The 11,636-nt window shown below is 62.8% G+C and carries 9 protein-coding genes and 1 pseudogene; 1 reads left to right on the forward strand and 9 read right to left on the reverse strand.

All coding sequences use genetic code 11. The features are described from left to right. The 9 genes and pseudogenes from QZ409_RS17265 to QZ409_RS17305 form a co-directional block, all read right to left on the reverse strand. Positions 1-141: pseudogene (locus tag QZ409_RS17265) on the reverse strand (electron transfer flavoprotein subunit beta/FixA family protein); the annotation flags it as partial. 120 nt (positions 142-261) lie between these two features. After that, the gene (locus QZ409_RS17270; protein ID WP_296713745.1) at positions 262-567 is read right to left on the reverse strand and encodes a PsiF family protein; all 306 of its coding nucleotides are present in this window, start codon (positions 565-567) and stop codon (positions 262-264) included. A 72-nt stretch (positions 568-639) separates the two neighbouring features. After that, on the reverse strand, positions 640-2,463 hold the full coding sequence (locus QZ409_RS17275) for a DUF1302 family protein (protein ID WP_296713748.1): 1,824 nt from the start codon (positions 2,461-2,463) through the stop codon (positions 640-642). Between the two features lie 71 nt (positions 2,464-2,534). Further along, positions 2,535-3,917: an MFS transporter gene (locus tag QZ409_RS17280; protein ID WP_296713750.1), complete on the reverse strand. Its 1,383-nt coding sequence runs from the start codon at positions 3,915-3,917 to the stop codon at positions 2,535-2,537. 30 nt (positions 3,918-3,947) lie between these two features. Continuing rightward, complete coding sequence (locus tag QZ409_RS17285) at positions 3,948-4,919, reverse strand: quinone oxidoreductase (RefSeq protein WP_296713752.1); 972 nt, start codon at positions 4,917-4,919, stop codon at positions 3,948-3,950. Further along, the gene (locus tag QZ409_RS17290) at positions 4,916-5,521 is read right to left on the reverse strand and encodes an alpha/beta hydrolase (protein WP_296713754.1); all 606 of its coding nucleotides are present in this window, start codon (positions 5,519-5,521) and stop codon (positions 4,916-4,918) included. The genes QZ409_RS17285 and QZ409_RS17290 overlap by 4 nt, the downstream gene beginning before the upstream one ends. An 8-nt stretch (positions 5,522-5,529) precedes the next feature. Next, positions 5,530-6,585, reverse strand: coding sequence for a 3-keto-5-aminohexanoate cleavage protein (locus QZ409_RS17295; protein ID WP_296713756.1), 1,056 nt, complete (start codon positions 6,583-6,585; stop codon positions 5,530-5,532). A gap of 69 nt (positions 6,586-6,654) precedes the next feature. After that, the gene (locus tag QZ409_RS17300; protein WP_296713757.1) at positions 6,655-7,578 is read right to left on the reverse strand and encodes a TauD/TfdA family dioxygenase; all 924 of its coding nucleotides are present in this window, start codon (positions 7,576-7,578) and stop codon (positions 6,655-6,657) included. A gap of 274 nt (positions 7,579-7,852) precedes the next feature. After that, positions 7,853-10,546, reverse strand: coding sequence for a LuxR C-terminal-related transcriptional regulator (locus QZ409_RS17305; RefSeq protein ID WP_296713758.1), 2,694 nt, complete (start codon positions 10,544-10,546; stop codon positions 7,853-7,855). 642 nt (positions 10,547-11,188) lie between these two features. Between QZ409_RS17305 and QZ409_RS17310 the strand changes: the two genes are divergently transcribed. Further along, positions 11,189-11,521 carry a hypothetical protein gene (locus QZ409_RS17310; protein ID WP_296713760.1) on the forward strand — a complete coding sequence of 111 codons (333 nt, stop codon included), beginning with the start codon at positions 11,189-11,191 and terminating at the stop codon, positions 11,519-11,521. Positions 11,522-11,636: the final 115 nt, after the last annotated feature.

The raw sequence follows: 11,636 nt of genomic DNA on the forward strand, positions 1-11,636 counted from the left end.
CAGCGCCTCTTCCACCGCGATCTCGTCGAACGGGTTCATCGACATCTTGACGTTCGCCAACTCGACGCCAGACCCGTCCGTCTTCACCCGGATCTTCACGTTGTAGTCAACAACCCGCTTCACGGGCACCAGGATTTTCATGACGCTCCATTCCTCCGCAGTCTGCCAGCGAGATCCAACTATCCGCGCAACTCAAACTGCGGCGCGGCGGCTTTTTGGGCGCCGCGCCGCTCGAGAAACCAGGATGACTTTTTTGTGCGATCAGCGGCCGCCATTCCGCTTGCACTTTTCGCGGAAGGACTTCCGCGCCTTGCCATGCAGGCCCTGCGCGTCAGCCTGCTGCGAGCAGCTTTTCGAAACCGCCTGCCTGTTCGCATCCGCGGCGGGAGCCTGGGCGGCTGCGGGCGGGGCGGAGGGCCGGGGATTTACCGCGCCGCCGACGGGAGCGCCCGGAGCCGGCCGATAAGCGCCGGCGCCGGCGCCGGCCGGAATGTTAACCTGAGCCAGGGCTGCTCCGGCGAGCAAGGTCAGGACGCCGGCGAGCGGAAGAATTCGATTCAATTTCATTTTTTGCTCCATCGTTAAACAGAATTGGGTCCCGCGCACGGGATGTCCAAGGGCGAGGCGCCGCTCACGGGCTCAGAAACGAATGCCGGCGGAGAAGTTCACGAATTGACGGTCAGACGTATTGTCATAGGTGGCGACCTGAAGCGCAGGAGCCCAAACGACTTCGGCAAAATATTTCTTGCCATATTCGGCCCTGACACGGAGCGGCATCACGACACGTCCCTGATTGAAGACGCCGTCATAGGACCAGCCGGTGAGGTCCTGGATCAGTCCGATCGCCGGCATCACGCTCAAGCCCGGCGTCAGGACATTGTCGTAACGCAACTCGGCCGTCAGGCGATAGCCCGTGGCGTTCGCGGTGACATAACCCTCCTGGGTGCACTGGACCGCATTGCCTCTGCACGGAAAGCCCGCGACAGGCCCTTGACCGAACACTTCCGAGCGGCCGAAGCGCAGGCCCGGCGGCAGATCGTAGACCTGCTTGAGACCGAATTCCGCGCCGAGCGTCAACGTCGATGCGGAAAGGACCGACGGGAAGACCTGGCGAACGCCAAGGACAAGATTGCCGACCTCCAATCGATCATAGCCGGGGACAACGCCGCCAAGAGGCAGCGTATTATAGATGCCGCGCAAGGGCGACGGGAACTGCGGCCCGGCGACCACAAAGACGAGATCCGCCGCGTTGTAATTCACTGGCTTGTTCGGGCTATAGACATATTCGCCGTAAAGCGTCGTGCCCTTGATTTGCGTCGTGAAGTTGATTGTGGCTGAATCGACGGCGCCGAGGTAAGCGACGTTGTAGGCGGAGTTGAGACCGCCAGGATTGCCCAACAGCCAATAATTGGGGCCGGCCCGCAATGTCTTGATCGTCTGGCCGACAGGAGTAGGCTGATCGACATGGGCGTAATAGAGCCCAAATTTGGTGAATAGAGAATCGGCTGTATAGGAGCCGCCGGCGCCAAAATTCACGTCATTGGGAGTCGCCGCGCGTTTGCGATTGAGCGCGAAATCCACTGCATAGGACGTCGGATCGGCCAGCGCGGGGCTGAAAAAGACATTGTTGCAGCCCGGCGCGGCCCAGTCGGCGTACGAGAAGAACGAGCCGCAGCCGGGCACCACGCTTCTGGGCCCCTGGAACAGCAGGAAGCTTTCAAAAATGGCCTTGTCTTGCAGGAAGCCCAGGCGGCTGTAAACGCCGGGTGTCGGGATCGTCAATTCCGCAGCCTGGGCGCCGGGCCGGACGACCGCGGAATAATCGACAGCGTTGACGGCGTAGAACAAGCCGCCCGGGATCGCGGTCGACAAGCCCCACGGGATATTGATCTCGCCGATACGGCCTTCGAAGCTCACGCCATCGAATTTCTGCTTGGTATAGGCGTAGGCTTGCTGAAACGCGGCGCCGAAAGGTCTTTCGCGCGCATCAAAACCCGCCTGACCCAGCGGAGTCCCCGCCGAATATCCATTAGCATAATTGCCCCACGGGACGTCCTGATAGGCCTGGGTAAAGTCGCCCCAAACCTTGGCGGTCACGAAGACGCCGAAATTCTGATTATGCGCGTCGATCGTGGCATAGGCTTTGGCGACGCTCGAAACGGCCTGCCCCTGCCCATGGTTCAGATTGCCGTCGTCCTGGTTGCTGCCGCTGGTCGCCGTCGCGGGAACGCCCATCTTCTTGCCGTTGGGCGCAAAGATCAGCACGGGATCGCGCGGCGCCGTCCTGATTTCGGAGCCCGCCGTTGCGGCCCCCGAAAAATTGACGTCGAATTCGCCAACCTTGAACTCCTCAGCGCGCACTTGCGGCGCCAGGATCGCGACGACCGAGCAAGCGACGCCCGAAAGTAACGCTGCGCGCAGAGTCGCCGCGACCCAAGTATTTGGAACCGTTTTATTTTTCATTTTTCCACCCTGAACGATTTTTTTATTTATTTCCGGCAGCGCAGATCATTTTGACCGATCCGCGTCAAAATTCAATGACTTGCGATGGCTTTGGCGAAATTTTCCTCGCCGAAAAGCTTTGCGGCGTTCCGCTTATCCTGCGCGGCGATCTGCTCGCGAACATGTCTCACGTCGTCTTCGTAGGTCTTGACAGCCAGCATGAACATGACCGCGGCGACAATGGAGAACATCGGCATGAAAACCATCGTCGCCTCCAGCCCCCAATGGTCGGACGCAGCGCCAGCGATGAGTGGACCCGCAGCGAGACCGAGCAAGTTCTGGAACAACGACAGCACAGACGCTCCGGTCGCACGAACCGAGGGATGCATCACATTGAGAACGACGGCGGAGACTGGGCCGACCGTGCAGGCGGCCAGGAAAGCGCCCAGCACGACCAAAACGAGCTGCGCGTTCGCTGTTGTCACGATGCCCAAGCCCGGAGCGGCGAAGGCCACCACAAGCGTAGCCATGGACACGAGGCTGAGCGCCGCGATGACATACAGCTTACTGGTCAAGGCTCTCCGGCCAGCGCGGTCGGCGACATTGCCCCAGATCACGCTACCAAACGCGCCGGCGAGGACGACGAGGGCCGCCTTTGCCCCGGCCTGGTCCGCCGGCATGCCATAGGTCCTGTTCAGGTAGCTCGGCAGCCAGGCCCAGAGCGTGGAAACCACGATGAGCTGCGCCGCGCCGCCGAGGCAGACCCACAACATGGTCTTCGGCCGGAAAATGGAGATTGCGATCTGCTTGGCGGTCGCAATGGCGTCGCGGCGCGCCGATCCTTCATGGGCGACGAGGTCGACCGTCCGGTAGTCTTTGACAAACATGTACAGAAGCGCAAGCGCGAGCCCCGGAATGCCGACGACCCCGAACGCCGCCTTCCAACCCCAGCGGGCGGCGATAAAGCCGCCCAGAACGACGCCAAGGACGGACCCCACCGAGGCCGATGCGAAAAAGCCGCCCAGCAACGAGGCATGCATGCGCCGCGGGAAATGACCCGCAATCATTGCGGCGCCGACCGAGCCGTAGCCGGCCTCGCCGAACCCGACCATAGCCCGCGCGGCGAACAGCTGACCAAAGTTTCCGGCAAACATGCAGGAAATGCTCGCGAGGCTCCAAACCAGGGCCATGCCGACGACCGACTTGACCCGGCTGAAACGGTCGGCGACCAGAGCCGCCGGAATTCCGAAGAGCGCCACGGTCACCGAGACAATTGAGACGAGCCCGCCAAGCTGGGTGTCGGTCAGTCCCCATTCCGCCTTGATGTGCGGAAACATCGTAACGATCACTTGCCGATCGACATAATCGAAAATCATGAGGCCGATGGTCATCGCATAGGCGAACCAGGCCTGGCGCGGTCCGAACAAATAGCTGTCCGGATCCGCGCGACCGGAGTCTGCGGATTGAATATGCATGGCGTTCCTCCCGAACGTTTTTTCTGAATCTCAGGGCGTCAATACAGTGGCGCCGATCGTCTTCCGCGATTCCATTGCTCGATGCGCTTCCGCCGCCTCCGCGAGCGGAAACACCTGGCCTGGCTCGCTGGCGATCTTGCCCGCTTCGACCAGGTCGAAAAGTTCCCTCGCCATATCCAGCATGTGCGCGCGTGGCGTCGCATAGTGGATCATCGCCGGGCGGGTCAGCCAGATGCTGCCCTTCATGGCGAGCACCCGCGTGTCGATGACGACCGGACCGGACGAGGTGCCATTGCTGACCAGGGCTCCGCGCGGCATGAGGCTGTCGAGCGAGGCCTCGAGCGTATCCTTGCCGACGGAATCATAGACGACAGGAACGCCCTTGCCGCCGGTGATTTCGCGCACGCGCTGGGCGATGTTTTCGCGCGACGCCACGATCGTATGCGCGGCTCCGTTCGCCTTGGCGGCGGCTGCCTTCTCGTCGGTGCTGACCACGCCGATCAACTCGACGCCGATGGCGCGCGCCCATTGGCAGGCGATCAGGCCGACGCCGCCGGCCGCGGCGTGATATAGGATCGTCTCGCCGCCCTTCAGCGGAAAGACCTGACGGAACAGATACTGGACCGTCATGCCCTTCATCATCAGCGTCGAGGCGGCGCGGTCGGAAACCGCATCCGGAATCGGGATCAGGACAGCGGCCGGCATGACGCGCACATCCGAATAGGCGCCCTGCGGTCCGAGCAGATAGCCGACCCGATCGCCAGGCTTCACATCCGTGACGTCGGGCCCCACGGCCTCGACGATTCCGACGGCGTCGGATCCCAGGCCGTTAGGCAGGGCCAGAGGATAGACCCCCGTCCGAAAATAGGTGTCGATGAAGTTGACGGCGACATAGGTGTGACGGACTCGCGCCTCGCCCGGTCCCGGTTCCCCGACCGCGACAGTCTCCAGCTTGAGGACTTCGGGACCGCCCGTCTCGTAAAACCTGATCGCGCGATTCATCTGCTTGCTCCTGCCGCCGCGTCGGCGCGGGACGTCTCGCCCTGTTCGCCTTTCGCCAGCTCACGAATAAAAACTTCCGCATCCGGCCATTCGCCATAGCCCGAGGCGGGATTGAGATGGCCGACCTCGCCGAGATCGACCAGCTGGCCGCCCCAACAGGCGGCCAGTTCCGCGGCGCGTTCGAAACGACCCAGCGGATCGTTGCGACTCGCCGCCACAATGCTCGGGAACGGAAGAGGATCGCGAGGGACCGGCAACCAGCCGCCCGCGCGCAAGTCCTCGATCGTCGGATAACCTTCCGGCATCGGCCGTTCGAAATCGGGCGGCGTCGCGAGCAGCGCGCCGAGGACCGGGTGGCGCGTTTGCGCCGCCCAATGGGCGACCATCACCACGCCGCCGCTATGGGCGACGATGATGACGGGCCCGTCGATCGCGCGAGCCTCCCGCTCGATCGCTTCGACCCTCGCCGCGCAATCGAGATCGGCGCGGCCCATCGGAGGAACCGTCCGCACGCGGTCGAGCCGCGCGGCGAGCAGCGTCTGCCAATGGGCGGGAACGTCATCCCGCAGGCCTGGTACGATCAGGATGGTCGGTTCGGTCATCGTCTCAATTACTCCGCCGCCTGCCGCACGACCCGCGCGGGCTGGCGGTTCGGCGCGAAGCCATTGCGGGCGAGCGTCTCATCGGCGTTGTTGTAGAACTCGCCGATGCGATAGATGCGGCGCGCCTCCTTGCCGTCGGCGATTTCGCGGCCGAATTCGCGCGAAAGACGGACAAGCTGCTCGATCTGCTCGACGCTCGACATCTTGCCGCTGCGGTCCTGCTTCCAGATATTGTCTTCGATGCCGCAACGGACATGCAGGCCCATGGCGAGCGCCATCATGTTGAGCGGCAGGACGTTCAGCATCGAGGTCTCGAGCGTCAGCACAGACCCATCCGGACACGCCCGGACGAAATTGGCGAGATTGTAGATATTCGGGGCGTCGAAGCCGCCGCCGATCGCGACCCAGGTCAGGATCAGCGGCACGTTGCAGACGTTGCGGCGCATCATCCGCTCCACCGTCTCGAGCTGCGCGATGTTGGCGAGCTGGAAATGGGTCTGAATTCCGTTGGCGCTGAGGCGACGGATATGCTCCTCGACCCATTCCGGCCCGGCGGGAATGGTCATCTCGCGATAGGCGCGGTAATTGGCCGGTTCCCCGAGCGACGTGCCGGCGATATCAGCCTCGCACATCTGCTCGACCACATTCATCTGGTTGCTGTTGATGGCGATCGTGACCTGGTCCGGCGCCGGCTTGAGGTCGGCCAGCATGTGGCGCGTGTCGTCGCTGAGCCATTTCGCGACCTCGCCCTCGCCTTCCGGCGCAAAGCTGATCGAGCCGCCAACCTGGAGGATCATGTCGGGAACGGCTTCGCGCAGGCCGGCGAGCAGTTCGTTGAACTTGCTCAGGCGCTTGCTGCCCTTGCCGTCTTCTTCGCGGACATGGACATGCAGGACGGTGGCGCCGGCGTTGTAGCAGTCGACCGCCTTCTGCACATGCTCGGCGATGCTGACCGGAATGTCTTCGGGGAAGTCGGCGGGCATCCACTCCGGCCCATAGGGCGCGCAAGTGATGACGAGTTTTTCCTGGTTTTCGGGAAACAGGGAACCATCGAGGAAGTTCATGAGCTTACTCTCTTGTTTTGAGTTGCGATTTTTCGAAGATTTGCTTCCGGCGCCTGGCCGGGAGCGGCGTCAGAAGGGCGTGTCGCCCATGATGCCGGCGCGCTCCATCTTCCGATGGCACGGCGGGTAGTCCATCACCGCATAGTGCTGCGTGGAGCGGTTGTCCCACATCGCCATGCTGTTGGGCTTCCAACGCCAGCGCACCTGATATTCCGGGATCTGCGCCTGGCTGATGAGATAGTGCAGCAGCTGGGCGGCGCCCGGCGCGTAGTCCTGGCCGTAGCGGACGTTTTCCGGCGTGTGGAAATTGGTGAAATGGGTCGCGAACGCGTTCACGAACAAAACCTTTTCGCCCGTTTCCGGGTGGAGCCGAACGACAGGATGCTCGGCGTCGGGGAACTGGGAATGCAGCGCCCGGCGCTTCTCGATGGGCATCGCCGCGCCGAAGGAGGCTTCGATGCTGTGGCGCGCGCGCAGCCCGGCGATCCGGGTCTTGATGTCCTCCGGCAGGTTCTCATAAGCGAGGACCATATTGGCCCACATCGTGTCGCCGCCCACCGGGGGGCATTCGACGCAGCGCAGCACGCAGCCCATCGGCGGCTTTTCCCGCCAGGTCGCATCGGTGTGCCAGGCGTTTTCGTAACGGTCGTTGGGCGAATTCGGGTCCTTGTAAATGCGCACGAGCCCCGGATGATCCGGGTCGCTGCCCGCGACCGGATGGTCTTCGAGCTCGCCGAAACGCCGGGCGAAGGCGACATGTTCGGCGCGGGTGATGTCCTGATCGCGGAAGAACAGCACCTTGTGCTGCAAGAGCAGGGACTTGATCTCGGCCGCCAGGGCCGCGTCGCGGCTCGCTTCGCCAAGGTTGACGTTCTGCAGCTCAGCTCCGATCGCACAGGTGAGCTGCTCAACGTGGATGGTCGCGCCGAGAGACGACGCCGGCACAATGGCCGGAGCGTTGACAGTCGTCGGGTTGGCTGCGGTTGCTGTCATTGGAATTCCTCCCTGCCGGGCGGCGGCGCCTTTCTCACGAGGGCTGTCCGGTCCGGCGTTTGATCTCGATTTTTTATAAATCAGCGCCACGAACGCGTATCCCCCCCACGACGGGGGGGAACCCTTCCGTTTCAGGGGGGAATGAAGGAGCGAAGGTCATTGCCGGTCGGCCGACGGCACGGCCGGACAGAGAGCGGGCTGCTTGATCTAAGCAATTGTTTTTAAAGATATTACTAGCGCTAAAATCTAACCTAATGCAAACTTGCGATCGAAGTCAAAGCTCTTGCGTCAAAAATCCCAGCAGGCGCGCGCGCATGACAACCTGTTTGCGCGAAAAAGCGTTCAGCTTGGAAAAGAGGTTTTTGACATGCCACTTGATCGTTTCCTCGCCGACCTGCATGGCGAGGCCAATTTCCTTGTTCGAGAAATTCTGGGCGAGCAGTTCGAGAACCTGCCGCTCTTTCGGCGTCAGCGCCGAACTGGGCGCGGCGCGTCCGGCGGTCGCCGAAGGCGGGACGGCCGCCGCGGTGCGCGGCTTTTCGCCGAGCCGCCGCGCCGCTTCTCCTCCGTCGCCGCCCACGACCTCTTCGACCCAGGCGCCGAGCGCGGGGTGGGCGTCGGCAAATACGCGCTGCAAACCATAGGACCGCGCGAGATCGACGGCTTCCTTCAGCATGTCTGCTGAATCCCGGCCCATCTGGGATAGAACGAAAGCGCGCAATCCAAGGAGCTCGATGCGCAGGCGACCCATCCGCGTCTTTTGGGCCACTTCCTCCGCGCGCAGCAACGGCCCCAGGGCCCCGTCCCAGTCCCTAGCCGCGATCCTGGCGTAACCCTTTGCCGTGTCGGCAAGAAGGGTCACGCTGCGCCGCCAGAGCCGTCCCTCGGGAAGGCTCCCTTCGGCCATCAGATCGTCGATACGAGCGCATAGGTCAGAGCACGTGCTGGCCCGGAAACGATGTGAATTCAAACGCGCCTGGTCGGCGAGGCTCGCGACGCAAAGTCGCGGCAGATTCCTGGCCTGGCCTATCGCGTGGAGACCGCCCAGAAATTCGATCGCCTGGTTTTCGGCGCCCCTGGCCCATGCAATCCGCCCCAACGTCCGATAGCCAAGCAGGACGGCTTCGGGGACGCCGCTGCGTTCGAGCACGTCCAGCCGATTGGCGAGGAGCGCCTCGGCCGCCTCCGGATTGCCGCTCTCCCAAAAAGCGGCGGCCAGCAGCGACGCCAACATGGCCGCGAGCGGATGCCGCCGCCCCAGCTCATCCTCGATTTGCGCGAGCTTGGGGGACAGCGACTGCTCGAGCGTCGAAACCTGTCCTTCCCAAAGATAACTGAGGCCGTGGATGAAATCGGTCCATCGGCTCAGATAGGCGTGGGCGAGGCCGGCTTCATATTGCGGGGCTTGCTTGAGCCGCAGGCGGGCCATAGGCGGATCGCCCTCGATCAACATTCGAAAGCCTGAACGATTGGCGTGAACATGCAGCAGGATCGGGTCCCGCAGGGGCGGCGCTTGGGCCCACGGATCATGTAGACGGACGAAAGCGTCGGGATCGTCGGCGAAAACCGCCCCTCCGCTCAGGATCAGCCCGCATTCGCACCTGAGGGCCTCGCTCACGTTCGGCCTGGCCAGAAGCCGCGAGACGACGTCGCTGACCTCGCCATGCCTTTCGCTGATAGCGAGCGACCAGGCTTTGGTCAGGAGTAGTCTGGGACGCTTGTCCAGCTCCTCGGTTTTGATCCGCGCCAGCAGATTGTCGACGGTCCCCTGCCGCCCTCGATGGATCAGCGCTTCGTAAAGGCTCCGCTCCGCCAGTTCGTAAGCTCGCTCACTGGCGCCAGAGCCGAAAGCGTGAAGCGCGGCCGCTTCGGCCATGCCGCGCTCCGCCAGCCAAAGCGACGCCCGCGCGTGAAATTCGCTCTGCTCCGCGGCGGGAAGACTGGAGAAGCGGCGCCGGAGTTCATTGCGCACAAATGAGTGCATTCTGAACCAGCCCGTGTTCTCCGCCGCGACGAATACCGCCGTGTCGCTGGAAATCCGTTCTATCCGGCGACTTTCGTCGTCCGATCCGAGGACGAACCGGCAAAGGTCGGGATGCAGGTCGTCGAGAATGGACACGTGCGTCAAAACGGCGAGGTCCTCGGGGTCCAGGTCCGCCAGCAGAAGTCCGAGGAACCGGGAATGCGAGAATCCCCCGCGCCTTTCGAGGCCGGCGACTTCGGACTGGGGATCTCCGCTGCGCCCGATGATTGACAGCGCGAGTTGCAAGCCCAAAGGCCATCCTTCGGTGAACTCCTGCAGCTTCGCCGCGATTTCGGGGCCTGCCGCCGCGCCAAAGCGGGACCGGACCAATTGCGCGGTTTCGTCGAGGCGAAACTGAAGGATCTGGGAGTCGACGACGGCGCATTCGCCATAGGCGGCGAGATCGTCGATCCCAAGCTTGCAATTCGCCCGCGTCGAGATGACCAGCCGCAGATTGGCCGGGAGGTTTCTTGCGAGATAAGCCAGGGCGTCGAGTGACGCCTGAGGCAGAAGGTGCGCGCGATCCACGATCAAGACCGAGCTGGCGGCGCTCTGAACGACTTCGGCGAGCCAAAGGGTGACGTTTTCGAGACCTCTCGCGCTGGCGGACTCGAGCAGCGCGTGGCCGAATTTCGGTCGCCCGCAGCCCAATCGAAACGCCAATACGAGCGCCTGCGCGAAGCGCTGGGGCTCGTCGATGTCCTGCGCCGTGAGCCAGGCCACAACTTCGCCCGCGGCGAGAAACTCGCGCCGCCATTGCGCCAATAGCGAGGTCTTGCCGAACCCCGCCGGCGCCTCGACAAGAATGATTGGCCTCTTGATATCCTCGTGGGCGCCGAGGGAAAGTCGGGGCCGAACCTGTAAGTTTTGCGGCGCGCGCGGAGGCGTCACCTTGAGGATCAAATCGCCGGTATCATCGCCCGGTTCGTTGGACGGATGGCCCATTCGCGAAGCATAACGGCTTCCTGAAAAAATAACAGCGCCGGTCGAGCGTTTTGCGCACGGCGCGCTGATCGGGGCCGCGGCCTATAAACATTGGCAGCGATTGACCCTTGATCGGCGTCATTTAAGCGCCGAACATGTTTCCGATGACGATATCTGGAAGCAAAAGCTCCAGCCGCTCAGCTGTCAAACCAAGGCGCAAACGGTCGACTGGCCATAAGGCGGTCCCGGTGAGGGCAGCGGCGCAAGACCCCGCGATGCTTCATTCCCACGCCGCCGCCTTAGCGGCCCCAATTGGCCAAGCCCCACTGGCGCGTCGAAACGGCTTGCTCCGTTCTGACCGCAATCTGGGAGGAAGCCATGTCCGAGAAAAAGCCGAAACCAACGCGGGGAACCCTGTAGTCAAGGACTGTAGGCTCGGAAGCCCTGATTTTCCTTAGTCATTGGCGCGCCCAAGGGGAATCGAACCCATGTTTTCGCCGTGAAAGGGCCATAACTTAATCCAAAAACGTCCATCAATGTCGATATAAGTGTTTGATATTGTGCACGCTATTTTGAGACCCATCCAAGGCCGCCCCGGGTTGTGCAATAATATCCACGCCCATATATTGTACAAAATATTGCACAAACCATAGGGGGGCGACGATGCCGCGAGCTGTGAAAGACGCCCGGCTGGAATCTCGAACAGCGCGGGCACAGTTGAAGCCCAGCGGACAGCCTTATTACCGGTCAATCGACGCGGGGCTCCATCTCGGTTATCGGCGCGGCAAGAAGGCGGGGCGCTGGGTCATGCGCCGATACGTCGGCGACGAACGCTATGTGGTCGAAACGATAGGCGTGGCCGACGACCTCTCGGACGCCGATGGCGTCAAGGTGCTGTCCTATCGTCAAGCGCAAGCTCGATTGCGGGAGTTTGCAGGGGAGCGCAACAGGCTCGACGGCGAGGATCCGACGATCGTGTCCCAATTGGTGGTGTAGCTGACGGTGGGCTCCGTCGTTTTCCAGGCCGAGCCGGGACGTGTCAGGCGGCCGCGACTGGCAGGCTGACGAGTGGATCATCGCTCAAGGGCGCCATTGTCTCAAGCGTCATGTA

Source organism: Rhodoblastus sp. (assembly GCF_019449565.1).
GTDB lineage: Bacteria > Pseudomonadota > Alphaproteobacteria > Rhizobiales > Beijerinckiaceae > Rhodoblastus.

What these genes read in the sequence shown, in the direction of transcription:
- QZ409_RS17290 (WP_296713754.1), bottom strand. Translation starts at nt 5,521, where the DNA reads ATGACCGAACCGACCATCCTGATCGTACCAGGCCTGCGGGATGACGTT.
- QZ409_RS17300 (WP_296713757.1), bottom strand. Translation starts at nt 7,578, where the DNA reads ATGACAGCAACCGCAGCCAACCCGACGACTGTCAACGCTCCGGCCATT.
- QZ409_RS17280 (WP_296713750.1), bottom strand. Translation starts at nt 3,917, where the DNA reads ATGCATATTCAATCCGCAGACTCCGGTCGCGCGGATCCGGACAGCTAT.
- QZ409_RS17270 (WP_296713745.1), bottom strand. Translation starts at nt 567, where the DNA reads ATGAAATTGAATCGAATTCTTCCGCTCGCCGGCGTCCTGACCTTGCTC.
- QZ409_RS17295 (WP_296713756.1), bottom strand. Translation starts at nt 6,585, where the DNA reads ATGAACTTCCTCGATGGTTCCCTGTTTCCCGAAAACCAGGAAAAACTC.
- QZ409_RS17285 (WP_296713752.1), bottom strand. Translation starts at nt 4,919, where the DNA reads ATGAATCGCGCGATCAGGTTTTACGAGACGGGCGGTCCCGAAGTCCTC.
- QZ409_RS17310 (WP_296713760.1), top strand. Translation starts at nt 11,189, where the DNA reads ATGCCGCGAGCTGTGAAAGACGCCCGGCTGGAATCTCGAACAGCGCGG.
- QZ409_RS17305 (WP_296713758.1), bottom strand. Translation starts at nt 10,546, where the DNA reads ATGGGCCATCCGTCCAACGAACCGGGCGATGATACCGGCGATTTGATC.
- QZ409_RS17275 (WP_296713748.1), bottom strand. Translation starts at nt 2,463, where the DNA reads ATGAAAAATAAAACGGTTCCAAATACTTGGGTCGCGGCGACTCTGCGC.